Origin of the sequence: Chryseobacterium gwangjuense, assembly GCF_021311115.1 — a bacterium.
In the GTDB taxonomy this organism is placed as follows: Bacteria; Bacteroidota; Bacteroidia; order Flavobacteriales; family Weeksellaceae; genus Chryseobacterium; species Chryseobacterium gwangjuense.
The window spans coordinates 165037-183539 of record NZ_JAJTNP010000001.1; the positions used below are offsets into that span (position 1 = coordinate 165037).

At 34.0% G+C, this 18503-nt stretch carries 19 protein-coding genes; 13 read left to right on the forward strand and 6 right to left on the reverse strand.

The window, feature by feature from the left end:
* The first annotated feature begins 41 nt into the window (after positions 1-41).
* Both LV842_RS00685 and LV842_RS00690 read left to right on the forward strand, forming a co-directional pair.
* On the forward strand, positions 42-2186 hold the full coding sequence (locus LV842_RS00685; RefSeq protein WP_233109537.1) for an alkaline phosphatase PhoX: 2145 nt from the start codon (positions 42-44) through the stop codon (positions 2184-2186).
* A gap of 56 nt (positions 2187-2242) precedes the next feature.
* Positions 2243-3142 (forward strand): leucine-rich repeat domain-containing protein, encoded by a 900-nt coding sequence (locus LV842_RS00690; protein WP_233109538.1) that lies wholly within the window; start codon positions 2243-2245, stop codon positions 3140-3142.
* A 3-nt stretch (positions 3143-3145) separates the two neighbouring features.
* Here LV842_RS00690 and LV842_RS00695 read toward each other — a convergent pair whose 3' ends face one another.
* Positions 3146-3469, reverse strand: coding sequence for a translation initiation factor (locus LV842_RS00695; RefSeq protein WP_233109539.1), 324 nt, complete (start codon positions 3467-3469; stop codon positions 3146-3148).
* Positions 3470-3528: 59 nt separating this feature from the next.
* Positions 3529-4266, reverse strand: a complete 738-nt coding sequence (locus tag LV842_RS00700) for a hypothetical protein (protein ID WP_233109540.1) — start codon at positions 4264-4266, stop codon at positions 3529-3531.
* 244 nt (positions 4267-4510) lie between these two features.
* Between LV842_RS00700 and gpmI the strand changes: the two genes are divergently transcribed.
* The 5 genes from gpmI (at position 4511) to LV842_RS00725 (ending at position 9384) form a co-directional block, all read left to right on the forward strand.
* Positions 4511-6052, forward strand: a complete 1542-nt coding sequence (gene gpmI, locus LV842_RS00705; protein ID WP_233109541.1) for a 2,3-bisphosphoglycerate-independent phosphoglycerate mutase — start codon at positions 4511-4513, stop codon at positions 6050-6052.
* A 144-nt stretch (positions 6053-6196) separates the two neighbouring features.
* On the forward strand, positions 6197-7177 hold the full coding sequence (locus tag LV842_RS00710; RefSeq protein ID WP_233109542.1) for an acyl-ACP desaturase: 981 nt from the start codon (positions 6197-6199) through the stop codon (positions 7175-7177).
* Between the two features lie 92 nt (positions 7178-7269).
* A complete protein-coding gene (locus tag LV842_RS00715; protein ID WP_233109543.1) occupies positions 7270-7701 on the forward strand; it encodes a BT0820 family HAD-type phosphatase in 432 nt (143 codons plus the stop codon).
* Between the two features lie 106 nt (positions 7702-7807).
* Positions 7808-8617, forward strand: coding sequence for a type I methionyl aminopeptidase (gene map / locus LV842_RS00720; protein ID WP_233109544.1), 810 nt, complete (start codon positions 7808-7810; stop codon positions 8615-8617).
* Positions 8617-9384, forward strand: coding sequence for a class I SAM-dependent methyltransferase (locus tag LV842_RS00725; RefSeq protein WP_233109545.1), 768 nt, complete (start codon positions 8617-8619; stop codon positions 9382-9384). Before map ends, LV842_RS00725 begins: the two co-directional genes overlap by 1 nt.
* Before the next feature lie 54 nt (positions 9385-9438).
* On the opposite strand, the gene LV842_RS00730 is transcribed toward LV842_RS00725, so the two are convergent.
* From LV842_RS00730 to LV842_RS00740, 3 genes are all read right to left on the reverse strand, one after another.
* Positions 9439-10143, reverse strand: coding sequence for a T9SS type A sorting domain-containing protein (locus LV842_RS00730; RefSeq protein WP_233109546.1), 705 nt, complete (start codon positions 10141-10143; stop codon positions 9439-9441).
* 105 nt (positions 10144-10248) lie between these two features.
* Positions 10249-10575, reverse strand: coding sequence for a DMT family transporter (locus LV842_RS00735; RefSeq protein WP_039368753.1), 327 nt, complete (start codon positions 10573-10575; stop codon positions 10249-10251).
* Positions 10576-10647: 72 nt separating this feature from the next.
* Positions 10648-11211, reverse strand: a complete 564-nt coding sequence (locus LV842_RS00740; RefSeq protein ID WP_233109547.1) for a Crp/Fnr family transcriptional regulator — start codon at positions 11209-11211, stop codon at positions 10648-10650.
* A gap of 311 nt (positions 11212-11522) precedes the next feature.
* Here LV842_RS00740 and LV842_RS00745 point away from each other — a divergent pair, with 311 nt between their 5' ends.
* The 4 genes from LV842_RS00745 to LV842_RS00760 all read left to right on the forward strand — a co-directional run bounded on the left by LV842_RS00745 (position 11523) and on the right by LV842_RS00760 (position 16510).
* Positions 11523-12521 carry a LacI family DNA-binding transcriptional regulator gene (locus LV842_RS00745; protein WP_233109548.1) on the forward strand — a complete coding sequence of 333 codons (999 nt, stop codon included), beginning with the start codon at positions 11523-11525 and terminating at the stop codon, positions 12519-12521.
* Positions 12522-12643: 122 nt separating this feature from the next.
* On the forward strand, positions 12644-13519 hold the full coding sequence (gene era / locus LV842_RS00750; RefSeq protein WP_233109549.1) for a GTPase Era: 876 nt from the start codon (positions 12644-12646) through the stop codon (positions 13517-13519).
* A 68-nt stretch (positions 13520-13587) separates the two neighbouring features.
* Positions 13588-14016: a DoxX family protein gene (locus tag LV842_RS00755; RefSeq protein ID WP_233109550.1), complete on the forward strand. Its 429-nt coding sequence runs from the start codon at positions 13588-13590 to the stop codon at positions 14014-14016.
* 91 nt (positions 14017-14107) lie between these two features.
* A complete protein-coding gene (locus tag LV842_RS00760) occupies positions 14108-16510 on the forward strand; it encodes an alpha/beta hydrolase family protein (protein ID WP_233109551.1) in 2403 nt (800 codons plus the stop codon).
* A 34-nt stretch (positions 16511-16544) separates the two neighbouring features.
* Here the strand turns inward: LV842_RS00760 and LV842_RS00765 are convergent, their stop codons facing one another.
* Positions 16545-17234: an HAD family hydrolase gene (locus tag LV842_RS00765; RefSeq protein ID WP_233109552.1), complete on the reverse strand. Its 690-nt coding sequence runs from the start codon at positions 17232-17234 to the stop codon at positions 16545-16547.
* Positions 17235-17323: 89 nt separating this feature from the next.
* Here LV842_RS00765 and LV842_RS00770 point away from each other — a divergent pair, with 89 nt between their 5' ends.
* Positions 17324-17902: a Crp/Fnr family transcriptional regulator gene (locus LV842_RS00770; protein ID WP_233109553.1), complete on the forward strand. Its 579-nt coding sequence runs from the start codon at positions 17324-17326 to the stop codon at positions 17900-17902.
* Positions 17903-17959: 57 nt separating this feature from the next.
* Positions 17960-18463: a GNAT family N-acetyltransferase gene (locus LV842_RS00775; protein ID WP_233109554.1), complete on the forward strand. Its 504-nt coding sequence runs from the start codon at positions 17960-17962 to the stop codon at positions 18461-18463.
* Positions 18464-18503: the final 40 nt, after the last annotated feature.

Genomic DNA, 18503 nt, shown 5'->3' on the forward strand with positions numbered 1-18503 from the left:
AATAAAATAGCTTTGCAACGTCTAAAAAATCGAAATTTAAAATGAAAAGAAAATTACTAACAGTTGCAGCTCTTGCATTGATGACATGTTCTGTATTCCAGGCACAGACATTTGTCTTTAACACCAATTCGGCGTGGAAATACAATGATAGCAATACAGCATTGGCAGATCAGTGGAAAAGTTCAAATTTTGATATTTCTACGTGGTCTCAAGGAAACGGACCTCTTGGATATGGAGATCCGGTAACGACTACGATTAATACCGGTCTTACTGCAGCATATTTTGCTAAAGATTTTACAGTAAATTTGAATGACCTTTCTGCTACAATGGAACTAGGAGTGATGAGAGATGACGGAATCGTGGTCTATCTGAATGGAGAAGAAGTAGTGAGAGACAATATGCCTACCGGCACAATTACTTTCAATACGTTTTCCAGTACAATAATTGACGGAGCTGCTGAAAGTGTGTATAATATTTTTTCTATTCCAAAATCTAAATTTGTAAACGGAAACAACAGAATTTCTATCGAATTGCATAACAGAAGCACAACAAGTTCTGACCTAAGATTAGATGCTTATCTAAAGACTGTTGTTACGACAACTCCGGTTCCGTGTAATGCGAATCATATCAGCTGCTTTACGTCTATCGTTCCAACGGCTCAAACTAATAAATTAATTATTCCTACAGAACATAATTATCAGTTGATTTTAAAAGAAGGAGACAGTTATACAGAAGGAGGAGGATTAGTAGGAGGACAAAATGACTTTACAGGGTATGTTCCGAAAAACGGAAGTGCTACCAACGGATATCTTTCTGTAAACCACGAAACGAATCCTGGAGGAGTTACAATGGCTGAAATCAATTATAGTGCATCCACAAAACTTTGGCAATTAACTAAATCCAGAGCGGTAAGCTTCTCTGCTCCAAGTTTGGTTCAGACGATCAGAAACTGTTCAGGAGGAGTTACACCTTGGGGAACAATAGTTACTGCTGAAGAACAAACGACTTCAAGTGATGTGAATGCAGACGGAATGAAAGATTACGGTTGGTTGGTAGAAATCGACCCTGCAACCGCTCAGGTAATTTCTCAAAATACAGATGGTTCTAAAGGGAAACTTTGGCAGATGGGAATTATGAATCACGAAAATGTAGTGGTCAATAATGCAGGAACTACAGCCTATTTCGGGGAAGATGGAGGAACCCATATGTTATATAAATATGTAATGGATACTCCGAACAATCTTTCTTCAGGAAATTTATATGTTTTAAAACTGGATCAGGGCTTAAGTAACGGAGATCCTGTAGCGACTACAGCAGTCTGGATTCAGGTTCCTAATAAGATAAAAGCTGACCAGAATAATACTACCGCTTTAGCACAATCTTTGGGAGGAACTTCTTTCAACGGAATTGAAGATGTGGAAATAAGCCCGATCGATGGTAAAGTGTACTTTACGGCAAAAGGATTGAACAAAGTGTACAGATTACAGGATAATGGAACTACTGTTTCTCAGGTTGAAACTTTCGTAGGAGGTCTTACCACCAATTATTCATTTACAACGGCTCAGGGAACAAAAACTGAAGCTTGGGGAGACGGAAACGATAACCTTACTTTTGATGAATTAGGAAATCTTTGGGTTCTTCAGGATGGTGGGAAAAACTACATTTGGGTAATTGCTCCGGATCATACTCAGGCAAATCCTAAAGTGAAATTATTCGCTTCTATGCCTGCAGGTTCAGAACCGACTGGTCTTACCTTTACACCGGATCATAAATTTGGATTCTTCTCCATTCAGCATCCGGATGCAACGATTTCTACAGATGTTGATGCAACAGGAAATACAATCAATTACATTGGAAAATCTGCAACAATCGTAGTGGCTCTTAAAAATAACTTAGGAACTGCAGGATCTTTGGGAACCAGCGAAACTCATGCAGAAACTTCAGTGACAGTGGCTCCAAACCCAACTTCAGGAATCGTAAAAATCAATTCTCCGAAAGGATTGAAAAACATTTCTGTAACGGCATACAGCATGGACGGTAAAATTGTATTTACTCAGAAATTCTCAGGAACGAACAATGCTTTAGATTTAAACTTTACAAAACAGCTTGAATCTTCAAGAGTTTTAGTTTTAAATATCGAAGCTGACGGAGGATTCCAGAAAACGGTAAAACTTTTGAAAAAATAAATCTTAATAATTCTGAGCTGCCGGTAATTAAAAACTACCGGTGGCTTTTTCTCTTTATGAAAAAACTGTTTTTCTCTATTTTTCTTCTGCTACTTTCACAGGCAAAAGCTCAGATTGATCCTGTGAAATATCCCACTTATACCAATGTTGATGAGGCTTTGAAGAGTAAACAGATTGTTTACAGTATGAGTTTCAGAGGAAAAAAGATGTTTAATCTCCCGACAGAAATTCAAAAGCTGAATTCTATATTCTTTCTAAATTTAATGGAAAATAAGTTTGAGAAAATGGATGAATCAATTTTTGCATTAAAAGATTTGACGATTCTAAATTTGAATGAAAACAGTATTAAATTCATTCCGGATGATATTGCAGAACTTCAGAAGCTGGAAAGTTTTTCAATGAATTTAAATAGTTTGACAAGCGTTAATCCAAATCTGGCAAAACTTCAAAAATTAAAGGCTATTCACCTCGATGCCAATAATCTGAATGTTTTTCCTGAAGCCTTATTACAAATTCCGAGTCTGGAAGAAATTAACTTACAGGGAAATCAGATCAGTTTTATTACTAAAGATTTAGATGAAATTAAAAACTTAAAATCATTAAATCTTGCTTCTAATCAAATCAAAGATTTAGGAAACTTAGAATTTCCGAAACAATTAAAATATCTGGAATTGCAGCAAAATTCAATTTCAAAACTACCGGAAACTATGTTTCAGTCAAAAAGTCTGGAGTTTTTAAATGTAAGTCAGAACAAGATCAAAGAAATTTCACCCAAAGTAAAAGGGTTGAAGAATGTTGTCAGCATGAATCTGGCTAATAATGATTTAAAAGATCTTCCAATCGAATTTTCACAACTGAAAAATCTTAAAACATTAATATTAACGGGCAATCCAATGGAAAAAACAACCATTGAAAAACTAAAAGCCATGATGCCGGAAACCCAAATTTATTTCTAAAATTTAGCCGCCGACTCTTTTAGTTTTATATCCCATTTCCTTAAGGATATTCATTATTTTATCACGATTATCCCCTTGAATGATAATCGTTCCATCCTTTTCAGAACCACCTATTCCAAGTGTGGTTTTTATTTTTTTTGAGATGTTCTTAAGCTCTTCTTCACTTCCTTCCCAACCTTCAACAATCGTTACCGGTTTACCGTTTCTGCCTTTTTTCTCAAACTTACACACCAACGGCTCTTTCTGTTTGAACTGCTCTTCAGGCATCTCAAAATCCTGCTCATCATGATCAGGAAAAAGGTTCTTTAATTGATCTCTTAAATCCATGAAACAAAATTAATAAAATTCTAAGAAAGAAAAGATAGTGTAGTTTTTCTCTTTTAGTCTTAATTAACCAAACTGATGTTATATATAGTTAATTTCTTTCTTTCTTTCTTTCTTAATTGTTTCTTTTTTAGTCTTCTATATTTTTTATACTCCGAATAGTTTTTGTTATTCAATATTGTAGCTGCACTCCAAGAGACACCATCTCTAGTCCAGGAAAAATAGGGGACTTCTGTTATAAATTTTTCTCTATTTTTTTGATATTCAATTATTCTATCGATTTCAGTTACAAAGAAATTTATTAAATCGGATTCATTAAATTTATCTTGAGAAGTTGGTGTCCAATAATGTTTATATGAATACGTTTTCTCGTTTTTAAATTCTATTGAGTAAGTAATTCCGTCAAAACCGAATTTCCATTTTTCAATTTGTTTATCACTAGGGATTTCATTTATTTTTAGCGAATCAATAAGTTTTTTAATTTCATTAATTTGAGATTTTGTCAAATCGATTTGTTTAATAAAGGTTTCTCCAGTTTTTTTACTATCCCATATCTCGTCTGCATAGATAAGATATTTATTAGATTCATCGGAAAGTTCTAAATAATATTTGCTAGAACTAAAGCGAAAGAAATTTTTGTTTTTTTCTGGATTAATAAGTTTTAATTTTTCAAGTATTGGTTTGTCATATTTAGAATAGTAAAGTGTATCACTGTCTTTTGTTAATTCATAACTTTTACTTTCTTGTCCGAATAGATTTATAGAAGAAATGCAAAAAAATAGAAAAAATATATGTTTCACTTTGGTTATTTGTAATTCATTATGTCTCAAATATACAAAGTTATAATACTAAAAGCATTAGAAATGTATTGTATAAATTAGGAGAATATTTTTACATTTTTTATTTTGGAATAAAAAATGCACCTAAAGTAAAAGTTAATAGTTACGATAATCTTTTCCATTTAAGATTAATAAAAAAAATAAATACTCCAAATTCTTCCATTCATTTCAAAATAAATAAATTTGTACTACAAAAGTTTACATAATGTCGAAAAAAGCAATATTGGCAATCCTTGACGGATGGGGATTGGGAATGAATCCGGACGTTTCAGCAATTGATAAAGCAAATACACCATTTATAGATAACTGTCTTAAAAATTTTCCTCACACAACGCTTGAAGCAAGTGGTTTGGCGGTAGGTTTACCAGCCGGACAAATGGGAAATTCTGAAGTAGGACACATGAATTTGGGGGCGGGGAGAGTCGTTTACCAAAATTTGGTAAAACTGAATATGGCTGTTGAAAACGGAACCCTTGGACAGGAAAAAATCATTCAGGATGCTTTCGAATATGCTAAAAAAGAAAACAAAAAAATACACTTTATCGGATTGGTTTCCAATGGAGGAGTACATTCACATATCAATCACTTAAAAGGTCTTTTGACTGCTGCAAAAGAATTTGGATTAAACGAAAATGTTTTTGTTCATGCTTTTACAGACGGTCGTGACTGTGATCCGCTTTCAGGAAAAGGTTTTATAGAAGAACTTCAAAATCATATGGAAGCTACTACCGGAAAATTGGCGACAATTGTCGGAAGATATTACGCAATGGACAGAGATAAAAGATGGGAGCGTGTAAAACTGGCTTATGATGCTTTGGTAGAAGGTGTTGGAGTAGAAACAACTAATGCGTTAGCTGCAATTCAGGATTCTTACAATAATAATGTAACGGATGAATTCATCAAACCAATTATTTTAACGCAAACAACGGAAACTGGAAATATAGTTCCGGTTGCTAAAATTATTAATGATGATGTTGTTATTTGTTTCAATTTCCGTACAGATAGAGGACGAGAGATCACAGAAGTGCTTTCTCAGAAGGATTTCCCGGATTTTTCTATGAAAAAACTGAATCTTTATTATGTTACTTTAACGAACTATGATAAAACTTTCCAGAATGTACAGGTAGTTTTTGATGAGAATGTTCTTCAGGATACGATGGGAGAGGTGTTGGAAAGAAACCATAAAACACAGATCAGGATTGCAGAAACAGAGAAATATCCTCACGTTACCTTCTTCTTTTCAGGAGGCAGAGAAGCTGAGTTTATTGGTGAAAAAAGATTGCTTTGCCCAAGTCCGAAAGATGTTCCGACTTACGATCTAAAACCGGAAATGTCAGCGTATGACATTACCAATGCAATCGTTCCTGAACTGGAAAATGGAACTGCTGATTTTGTTTGTTTGAATTTTGCAAACACAGATATGGTAGGTCATACAGGTGTTTTCTCAGCAGCAGTAAAAGCAGCGGAAGTTGTGGATTCTTGCATCGAAAAAGTAGCTACGGCGGCTTACGAAAACGGATATGCAGTGTTCATTTTGGCAGATCATGGGAATTCTGATGTAATGATTAATCCGGACGGAACACCAAATACACAGCATTCTACAAACTTAGTTCCATTTATTGTAATGGATAAAGAGCAGACTTGGAATTTAAAACCTGGGAAATTAGGAGATGTAGCTCCAACCATTTTAAAAGTAATGGGAGTAGATGCCCCGGAAGCAATGACAGGAGATATTTTAGTAAGCTAAAAACAACAATATTGTTAAAGAAATGCCGTTATTGTTTCAATAATGGCATTTTTTATGATTAATATCAGAAAGGGTTAACATAATATTATGTCTTAAATAATAAATAATATCCTATCTTTGTAAATTAAAATCTAAATATATATAATGTATCAAACGCTTGTAAGGAAAGAAGTAATGGGAATTTTGGGAAAGGAAGTTGGTTCTTTTCTGGATAAGTTTTTAACGCCGATTGAAAAAATCTGGCAACCTTCAGATTACCTTCCGGATCCTTCAAGTGAAGATTTTAAACACGATTTAGAAGAAATTCAGACTTTTGCTCGTGAAATGCCTTATGATTTATTCGTAACATTGATCGGTGACTGTATCACAGAAGAAGCATTACCTTCTTACGAATCTTGGTTGATGGGTGTAGACGGCATCGATCAGGAAGAGAAAGAAATAGGATGGGCAAACTGGGTAAGAGCGTGGACGGCTGAAGAAAACAGACACGGAGATCTTTTGAGCAAATATCTTTACTTGTGCGGAAGAGTGAATATGAGAGAAGTGGAAGTGACGACTCAATATCTAATCAATGATGGTTTCGATTTGGGAACAAGCATGGATCCATACAGAAATTTCGTGTATACAAGCTTTCAGGAAACGGCTACTAATATTTCTCACAGAAGAGTAGGAACATTGGCAAAGCAGTCAGGAAACGGAAAATTGGCTAAAATGTGTGGAGTTATTGCTGCTGACGAAGCAAGACACGCAAAAGCTTATAAATATTTTGTAGCAAAAATTCTGGAAGTTGATCCTTCAGAAATGATTTTGGCATTTGAAGATATGATGCGTAAAAAAATCGTGATGCCGGCTCACATGATGAGACAATCTGGTCAGAAAGCAGGTGAACTTTGGGGACATTTCTCAGATGCTGCTCAGAGATGTATGGTGTATACAGGACAGGATTATATCAATATCTTAAAAGATTTGTTAGATGAATGGAAAATAGAACACGTAAAAGGTCTTAATGAAAAAGCTGAAAAAGCTCAGGAATATCTAATGAAACTTCCTTCAAGACTTCAGAAAATTACAGACAGAATTTCAACACCAGATTTACAATTCCAGTTCAATTGGGTGAAAAGTTAGTTCATATTTCATTAAATTATAAAGTTAAGAGTGCTAAGTATTTTTGGCACTCTTTTTATTTCTTATCTTTGCACTTCTAAATCATAATCGAAATGATGAATAATAAAAAAATTGCGGTTGACTTTGACGGAACTATTGTAGACGATGCATATCCGGCGATCGGGAAACCGAAAATTTTTGCTTTTGAAACGTTAAAAAAACTTCAGGCTCAAGGGTACAGACTTATTTTATGGACTTATAGACACGGTCCGGCTTTGGATGAAGCAGTAGAATTTTGTCAGAAAAACGGAATTGAATTTTATGCAATCAATTCAAGTTTTGAAGGAGAAGTTTTTGATTCGGCAACACAGTCCAGAAAATTAGATGCCGACTGGTTTATTGATGACCGAAATATAGGAGGCTTTCCGGGTTGGGGAGAAATCTACAACATTATTCAGGAAAGAATAGAATTTCGTGTAGAAGGCAAAGAGGTTTTGGCGTATTCAAAACTAAAAAAAGAAAAGAAAAAAGGATTATTCTGGTAGGAATATAATAATGTAGTAATTTACCGATATAACAATCTGCCAATCAGGAAGTGCAAATAATTGCTACACTGATACACTGTTATATTGTTACATTTTAAATTAGAACATGATTCAATTAAAAACAATAGACGAATTACGTCTTATGAAGCAGAGTGCTCAGTTGGTTTCAAGAACATTAGGAATGTTGGCTAAGGAAATCAAACCGGGAATTACCACTTTGTATTTAGATAAATTAGCACACGATTTTATTAAAGACCACGGTGCAGAACCTGCATTTTTAGGCTACGGAGGATTTCCGTATTCTTTGTGTATTTCACCCAACGAACAGGTGGTTCACGGTTTCCCAAGCAAAGAGGAGATTAAGGAAGGAGATGTACTTTCTGTAGACTGTGGAGCCATTTTAAATGGTTTCGTAGGAGATCATGCTTATACTTTTGAGATAGGAGAAGTAAAGCCTGAAACCAAAAAATTGATGAAAGTAGCTAAAGAATCCCTATATAAAGGAATCGAGCAGTGTATCAGAGGAAAGAGAATCGGAGATATTTCTCACGCGATTCAGGCTCATTGTGAAAAAGAAGGTTACGGAGTCGTTAGAGAGCTTGTAGGACATGGCGTTGGAAGACAAATGCACGAAGATCCTCAGGTTCCGAATTACGGAAAACAAGGAAGCGGAAAAGTAATCAAAGACGGTTTAACCATTGCTATTGAACCGATGATCAATCTGGGTACTGAAAAAGTGAAATTTCATAATGATGGTTGGACAGTAACAACATTGGACAATCAGCCTTCTGCACATTTTGAACATGATATCGCTGTAATTAACGGAAAACCGGTGTTACTTTCTACATTCCAGTATATTTATGATGCTTTGGGTATTGTGAGTGATGAAGAAAAGCCATTCCAATTGGATTTTTAATGAAAAAAGTAACTAAGCTTTTACTAAATAAAATTCCGCGTCCCTTACTTATTAAAATGAGTATTTGGGCACGTCCGCTTATTTATCAGTTTTTTAAGGGAAATACATTTCTTGATCCTATTGATGGTAAATCTTACCGAAAGTTTCTTCCATACGGATACGGAAAACAGCGTGAAAATGCTTTGTCTCCGGGAACGTTAAGTTTAGAAAGGCACCGTCAGATGTGGTTGTATCTTCAGAACGAAACCGATTTTTTCATTAAAAACTACAAAGTTTTGCATATTGCTCCTGAACAGGAATTTTTAAGAAAGTTCAAGAGAATGAGAAATCTGGATTATATTTCTGCAGATTTATTTTCACCCATAGTCGATGTGAAAGCCGATATTCTGGATCTTCCTTTTGCTGATGAAAGTTTTGATATTATTTTCTGTAACCATGTATTGGAACACATTGAAGATGATGCAAAAGCAATGAGCGAATTGTACAGAGTATTAAGACCTGGAGGATGGGGAATTTTACAGGTTCCCATGAAAAATTCTTTAGAAAAAACATACGAAGATTTCTCTATAAAAGACCCTAAAGAACGTCAAAAACATTTCGGACAATATGATCATGTTCGTTGGTACGGAATGGATTATTTTGATCGCTTGAGAAAAGCAGGTTTTGAGACAGAACCTAATTTTTATTCTAAAAAGTTTTCAGAAGAAGAAATTAAAAAGTACGGGTTAAGACATAACGAAATCTTACCGATCGTTTTGAAAAAATAAAAAAGCGGCTTCAAATTTTTTGAAGCCGCTTTTTTATTCATTGAAGTTGAAAACTTATTTCTTGAGAAACAATTCAGGCTTAAAATTTTCTACACTCAAAATATACTGTCCCTTTTGAAAATCGGTTGTATTTACCCTTAAAGCTTTACCGGAGGATAAAGTTTCAAAAAGAAGCTTTCCGGACATATCATAAATCTTAACCTTTAAATTCCTTTCTAAATTTTCAACGATTAAAAAATCATTCACAGGATTTGGATAGATTGTAAATGTTTTCTTAAGAGCATTTTCTTTCGTTCCTAAAAACGCATTGTTGTAAAAGATCTGGTTTCCGGAATTAGGATTAGTCACAATAAGAGTTTTTGATGTTCCGTTAGCTAAAATTTGATAATTATAAATTGTTCCGGGAAGGGCATAGCTTATATAAAAATCACAGTTTTTTTGATCATATTGCTGAACAGCTGTCATATTTACTCCCCAATAATCGGCTAATGTACAACCGCCTCCGATTTTAGTGAAGCTGCTTGTTGTAGAGGAGAATGTAATATTGATTTGCGCAGTATTGAAATATTTGGAAGCAAAGTAATAATTAGAGTTGTTTTGGGTAAATAAAGAGGGAGAAACAGCGTATGCCATGGACGGAGTTGTTACCGTCTGTCCGTTGGTTACGATTTGCGAAATATACCAGTCATTGGTAAAAAGCTCAGAATTTTGAGCAGACAAAAATACACTGCAAAGTAAAAGGAATAAAGTTTTTTTCATGATTAATAATTTTTATCAAATTTATAATAAAAAACCGCTTTCAAAGATTGAAAACGGTCGTATTTTAATAGGATAGCTAATTTAAAGTGAATTCATTGTTGGATTTTAATGAGAAACTGCTTTCAATCCAACTACAGAACCAATTAAGGTAACAATAAAGAAAATTCTCCAGAAACTTACCGGATCTTTAAAAAAGAAAATTCCCATTAGTGCCGTTCCTACAGCGCCAATTCCGGTCCATACTGCGTAAGCCGTCCCGATTGGTAGGGTTTGTGTTGCTTTAATTAACAATACCATACTGATGGTCATGGTAATCAGGAAGCCGGTAAACCAAAGATACATAGGTGTTCCTGTGGTTTCTTTTACTTTTCCTAAGCATGAGGCAAATGCCACTTCAAATAATCCTGCGATAATTAAGATAATCCAATTCATTTTTCATTATTTTCTGCTGCAAAGTTCAGGATTTTGATAGAATTAAAATTTTACAATTGTTAAAAAATGAAACTATTTAATTTCCGCTCTGATCCTGCTTAAACTTACTTGTGTAATGCCTAAATAGGAAGCAATATATCCTAATTGAACCCGTTTCAGAAGATGGGGCTTATCTCTCATAAGATCTTTATAGCGTTCTGATGCGGTTTTAAACTGCCTTGAAATAATTAATTCTTCTGTTTTTATAAGTTCTTTTTCTGCAAATTTCCGTCCCCAGTTTGCAATATGAATATCCTTGTCAAAAAGTTCTCTTAAATGAACCGTTTCAAGTTTGTACAACTCACAATCCTCCAATGATTCTATATTTTCATAGCCGGGTTTATCTTCCACATAACTTTTCATTGAAATGACGGTATCTCCTTCACTTCCAAACCAAAAAGTAATATCATTATCTTCGGTAGAAGCATATGCGCGTACAATTCCTTTTTTTACAAAATAAATATAAGGAATTACTTTCTGAGCTTCCATCAGACAAGATCCTTTTGGATAAGAAACCTCTGCGATATGTTTTTTTAAGCTCTGCCTGGAAATATCGGGAATAGGATAGATATTGTTTATGATTTCATCAATCGTCATAATTGTAAGTTAATTATAGATATCAAAAATATTAGTTTTTTAGTGTGAAATTTAAAAAATAGTTAAATAATTGCAGATAAACGTTTAATCTAAATTATCTATTCTAAAAAAATAACGATCCTTTTTGCTTTATTCAATTAAGCTTTTATTTTATATTTTAAATTTAAATTACTGATTTACAGTTTTTTAAATTGTTTTTAAGGCGAATTTTAAAAGTTTGCGAAAATACAATTATTTTTAAAATATTCAAAGAAAATATCTATTGTTATTAACCATTTAATAAGATATTTTTGTTTTTATTAATCCATACAATGAAAAGAGCTTCCATTAAAGATATCGCAAGAATAGCAGGTGTTTCTGTTGCAACAGTTTCTTATGTTCTTAATAAAAAAGAAGGAAGCAGAATAAGTCAACAAACAAGGGAAAAAATTTTAGAAATTGCCGATTCAATCAACTATGTTCCCAATAAGATTGCCAAAAGCTTAAAAATGAGCAGAAGCAAACTGATAGGGCTCATTTTGGCAGATATTTCAAGCGGTTTTTATTCTACAATGGCTCGTTGCATTGAAGATGAAGCCATAAAACTGGGCTATACTCTTATTATCGGAAGTTCAGATGAAAGTCCTGAAAAATTTAAAAAATTAACAGAATTGTTTGCTGAACATCAGGTTGACGGAATGATTGTAGCTCCGATTATGGATTCTGATGATACGTTAAGAAAACTAATTAAAGAAGAATACCCTGTTATAACGATCGACCGTTATCTTAAAGAGGTTGATTTGCCAGGTGTTTTGGTTAATAATTTCGAAATTTCAGAGCAGATTTTTGATTTTCTGAAAGCCAAAAAGTTTGAAGAAATACTTTATGTAGGCTATAATACAGAGCTTCCCCATCTTTTGGACAGACAACACGGTTTTGATAAACAATTTCCGGAAAGCGGTATAAGCTACAAACAAGTTTTGGTAGGACTGGAAAACAGAAAAGAGGAAATACATAATGCTCTTGAAAAAAATCTAAATCTTTCTAAGAGAACAGCAGTTTATTTTGCCAGTAATAAATTAGGAATTGCAGGAATGAGCTATTTTATTAAACATAATATCAAGGTTCCTGAAGATCTTTCGATGATTACCTTTGATGAAGCTGAAGCCTATGAGCTTTTCCCTATTGAACTTACTTACGTTAAGCAACCTTTAAGGGATATGGCAAAAATGGCGATAAAACTTATTGATGATGAAATTACCTGCTACAAAAAAGATGGCGAAAGAGTTACTTTTAAAGCTCAATTAATTCATAAAAATTCGGTAAAATAAATTCCTGAGAATTTTAACTTGATCTTTGTTGAAGTATTTTGACAGTTTTTGCCGAGAAGTTTTCTATTAATCGGGAAAGACGATTTTGTTTTAGTAACTTTGCAGTTCGTAATATAATTTTTATGCACAAAGCAGGATTTGTAAATATAGTTGGAAAGCCAAATGCCGGAAAATCGACCTTACTTAACCAATTGATGGGAGAGAAGTTGGCGATTGTTACTCAAAAGGCTCAGACAACACGTCACAGAATTTTTGGAATTTATAATGAAGAAGACCTTCAGATTGTATTTTCGGATACTCCCGGAGTTCTGGATCCTAAATATGGTTTGCAGGAGAAAATGATGGATTTTGTGAAAGATTCTTTACAAGATGCAGATGTTTTTCTTTTTATTGTAGATGTAACAGATAAGGCAGAACCTTCCGAATTTTTAATTGACAAATTGAATAAAATTCCGGTTCCGGTTTTATTATTATTAAATAAAGTAGATCAGACTAATCAGGAAGGATTAGAAAAACTGGTTTCAGACTGGCACGACAGAATACCGAAAGCTGAAATTTTACCTATTTCTGCGTTGAATGCCTTTAATACGGATATTATTCTTCCGAAATTAAAATCGATGCTACCGGAAAACCCTGCATATTATGATAAAGATATGTATACGGATAAGCCGGAGCGTTTCTTTGTAAATGAAGCCATAAGAGAGAAAATTCTTTTGAATTATGACAAAGAAATTCCTTATTCCGTAGAAGTGGTAACAGAAATGTTCAAGGAAAAAGAAGGGATTATCTTCATTGATTCTATTATTTATGTAGAAAGAGATACACAAAAAGGGATTATTATTGGTCATAAAGGAGAAGCTATCAAAAAAGTAGGTACAGAAGCAAGACTGGATCTTGAAAAATTCTTTGCTAAAAAAATTCACTTGAATCTTTTCGTAAAAGTGAAAAAAGACTGGCGAAAAAATGACAGAGATCTGAAAAATTTTGGGTACCGATAGACTAAAAGTTCAATATTCATCGTTGTATTAAAAGATTTTTATTATCTTTAATTTTAAATTAATACTGAATGAGCTACTCGAACTTAAAGACTAATCCTATTTATGTAGATATCGTTTTATTGATGGTAAGATTATTTGTCGGATTTGCAATGTTATCTCATGGGTTTCCTAAACTTCAACAATTGTTGGAAGGAGGTGAAATAAAGTTTTTCGACTTTATGGGACTTGGACCGACAGTTTCATTGGTCTTAACCGTATTTGCAGAGTTTGTGTGCTCCATTCTTTTAATTTTAGGTCTTTTTACAAGAGTAGCGACCGGATTTTTAATTTTTACCATGGCCATTGCAGCCTTTGTAGTGCATGGAGCAGATTTATTTGATAAAAGAGAATTAAGCTTACTTTACCTATCTGTCTACTTACTTATTATTTCTCTTGGAGCAGGTAAGATTTCAGTAGATTACATGATTGAGAAGAGAAAGAGAGCCTCAGATTGGTAATTCTTTACTATAAAATATTAAAAAGCAGGAAAAACTTTTCCTGCTTTTTTTATGTCATTAAATTCATTAAATTCGTGAAAAATGAATTATAATGAAGATAAAACTAACAATCTGTCTTCTTGCGTTCCTTAATTTTTATAATGCGCAGGAAAGTATTACCTATCAAAAACCTTCACCTGAAATTTTAAAACTTGCTGATTATGATAGACCACCAAGCGTTTTAATGAACAGTAAGAAAGATTGGATTGTTTTTACGTATCGCCCGACTTACAAGACACTCGAAGATTTAAGCCAGCAGGAAATGAAACTTGGAGGGTTGAGAATTAACCCCGTAACCAATATTTCAAGCAGTGCTACTTATCTGAATAATCTGAAGGTGAGAAAAACGAGTGATAAAAATGAAATACAGGTGAAAAATCTGCCCTCCAATGCAAGAATTGTCAATACTTCATTTTCACCGGATGAAAAGAAATTTGCTTTTACCAATACAACAAGCAAAGGAGTAGAACTTTGGATTGTTGATCTGGAAACGGCTACTGCAAAAAAGATTACATCAGATAATCTGAATGCTAATTTAGGTTCTCCGTATGTTTGGTATAAAGATTCTCAGAACCTTTTGATCAGAACATTACCACAAAACAGAGGAACTTTAATTGATTCAAGCAAAGATTTACCAACCGGTCCTATCGTTTCTACTGCAGATGGAAAAGTTTCTCAAAACAGGACTTATCAGGATCTTTTGAAAAATCCACAGGATGAAAAAAACTTTGAAATCCTTACTTCTTCAGATATTTATAAAGTTGACCTCAATGGAAACTTGAATAAAATAAAAGAAAAAGATATGTATGCCGGACTGAGCTTTTCGCCGGATGGAAATTATCTGATGGCAACGACTATTAAAAAACCATTTTCATATATCGTCCCTTTAAGCAGATTTCCAATGAGCACAACGGTTTATGACCTTAATGGAAATGTAGTAAAAGTAGTAAACGAAACTCCTTTGAACGAAATCATGCCTAAAGGATTCTCTTCTGTAAGAACAGGAAAAAGAGATATGGGATGGAGAAGCGATATGCCTGCAACATTGGTATACGCAGAAGCTTTGGATGGGGGAGATCAGTCAAAAACAGCTGAATACAGAGACGAAATTTTCACTTGGGAAGCCCCGTTTAATGCTAATCCGAAGACTTTCTTTAAAACCAAGCAAAGATATGAGGATGTAAGCTGGACAAACGATCATTATGCTATTGTTCATGAATCTTGGTACGATACAAGGAATACAAAATCTTTCTTAGTAGATCTCAACACGAATGAGTCTAAAGTGATCGATGACCGAAATTATCAGGATGTTTATAGTGATCCTGGGAACTTTAATACCACAAAAAATCAGTTTGGAAGAACCGTTCTTGATGTAAAAGGAGGAAAAGCGTATTTAATCGGAGCAGGATTCACAAAAGAGGGGCAACATCCTTTCATTGATGAAATGGACATTAAAACCTTGAAAAAAAAGAGATTATATACTTCTAATTTAAAAAATGAAAAAGAAGAGATCATTGATATTCTAAACCCTTCTAAAGGGGATATTCTTACGATCCAACAGTCGGCAAGCCAATATCCGAACTATTTTAAGAGAAATATAAAGTCCAATAAAACAGAATCGGTAACCAATTTTGCCAATCCTTTTGAAAGCATAAAAGATGTGTATAAAGAAGTGATTACCTATAAAAGAAATGATGGAGTTACCCTTACAGGAACCCTTTATCTGCCTGCAAATTATGACAGAAAAGCTAAAAAAGAAAAACTTCCTCTTTTGATCTGGGCTTATCCTACTGAATATAAAGATAAAAATACGGCAGGACAGAGTACACAAAATCCAAATGATTTTACGTTTCCATATTATGGTTCGTTCGTGTATTGGACAACAAAAGGATATGCTGTATTGGATGATGCCGCTTTCCCGATTATTGGAGAAGGAAAAACAGAACCGAATGATACGTTTCTACCTCAATTAGTAGCCAACGGAAGAGCTGCTATTGATGCCGTTGATAAATTGGGGTATATAGACAGAAAAAAAGTTGCAGTAGGAGGTCACTCTTATGGAGCATTTATGACAGCAAACCTTTTAACCCATTCTAAAGACTATGCTTGCGGAATTGCAAGAAGTGGAGCGTACAATAGAACGTTAACTCCGTTTGGCTTCCAAAGTGAACAGCGAAATTATTGGGATATTCCTGAAATTTATAATGCAATGTCTCCATTTATGAATGCCGATAAAATGAAAACCCCATTGTTATTGATTCATGGAGATGCAGACAATAATCCGGGAACTTTCACTTTGCAGACGGAAAGATATTTCCAGGCACTAAAAAATTTAGGAGCTCCTGTAAAAATGGTTCTTCTTCCAAAAGAAGCTCACGGATATGCTGCTAAAGAAAATATTTTGCATTTGCTTTGGGAACAGGATCAGTTCTTAGAGAAATGTCTGAAAAAATAATAAATAAGACTCGCTCAGATTTGAGCGAGTTTTTTTATAAATACTCCAAAATATCACTGATTTTCTCCAATTCCATAAAATTAGGATGCTCCAAATGAAGATCATGCTGTTCGTGAGACCATGTTACATGATAAGGAATATGAGCTGCAGATCCTCCAATCTCTAAAACGGGCAAAATATCTGATTTAATGGAGTTTCCTAGCATTAAAAAATGTTCAGGTTGACAATCTAAATGCTTTAAAAGCTTTTGATAGTCATTTTCTTTTTTATCACTCATGATTTCAATATGATGAAAATATTCCTGTAATCCGGATTTTTTTAATTTACGTTCCTGATCCAGTAAATCGCCTTTTGTAGCAACAACCAGTCTGTATTTTCCCTTTAAATTTTCAAGTGTTTCAGTGACTCCATCCAGAAGTTCAATAGGTTTTTGAAGAAGTGTATGACCAATTTCGATGGTTTTATTAATTAATCCTAACGAAGCTGTGTTATTTGAAACCCTGCAAGTTGTTTCAATCATACAAAGCATAAACCCTTTTACGCCGTATCCGTACAAATGGAGGTTCTGCATTTCGGTTTTAAATAATTCCTGAGCGAGGGAATGTTGCGGAAGATAGTCTTCCAATAATGCACAAAATTCTCTTTCAGCTTCCTGAAAATAAGGTTCATTAATCCAAAGTGTATCATCTGCATCAAAAGCGATGGTGGTTATCTCATTATTCATATTAAGTTTACTTTAGTTTTTGTATTTTTCTGCCGACAAAAATCAGAATAAAAACCAAAACAGAAAAGGACATTTGTCCCAAACAAAACATGTTACGTACGAATCAGCCATTTTTAGATTATTTAGAAAAACTTTATGAGAATCAGGACCATAAAGGGAATATTGTATTAAAGTCCTTCGAAAAAGGAGATAAGATATTGACACAAAATGAAGTTTCCACTAAAATAATGCTCGTCAAAAGTGGAATTACGAAGTGTTATTTTGTGGAAGAAAATGATAAAGAGTATATCGTTGAATTCTTAGGAAAAGGTGAAATTGTTGGTGAAATAGAAGTAATTAAAAACGTTCCCTGCCTTTGTAGTATTGAAGCCATCACAGAAGTTAGCGTGTATTCGATGACCATTCCGTATTTTCAGTCTTTAATTAAAAATGATCTTACATTAAATAACTTTTTATTGGATGTCTTCGCAGATCGAATCGTGAACACTTCAAGCAGAGCGTCTTATCAGCAGTTACATACTACAGAACATACGTTGTCTCAGCTTTTGGAAGTAAAATCAAAAGAAATGAAAATCTCAAAAGAAGATATGGCAGCTTACTTGGGAACTACAGTGAGAAGTCTTAACAGAGCCATGAAAGAACTGAAAGATAAGGATCGTAAAGAATAATTAGCCGCAATAGAAAGGAAATCTTCATGTATCTTTGCAGAAATAGGATCGTAGACAATGGAAGAATTAACGTTCAGCAATGCAACGCTTGAAGATTTACCGAAAATCGTTGAGATTTATAATTCAACAATCGCCTCCAGAATGGTAACTGCAGATACGGAAGAAGTGTCTGTAGAAAGTAAATTGGAATGGTTTAAAGAGCATAATCCTGAAACCAGACCTCTATGGATGATTGGGGATCAGCAAAAGAATGTGGTTGGCTGGGTGAGTTTTTCTTCATTTTATGGAAGACCTGCTTACAACGGAACCGTAGAAATGAGCATCTATATGGATGAAAGCAGTAGAGGAAAAGGTCTTGGAAAGAAAGTGCTGCAATATTGTATTGACAATGCCGGAAAACTAGGAGTAAAGACTTTGTTAGGCTTTATTTTTTTACACAATGAACCTAGCTTAAAACTATTCAGACATTTTGGGTTTGAAGATTGGGGGGTACTTCCCAATGTTGCTGTATTAGATAGAGTAGAGCGAACTTTAGTGATTTTAGGAAAGAGAATAGTATAAAAGTAATTTTAAAATAAAACATAAAAAACTCGCTTTTAAG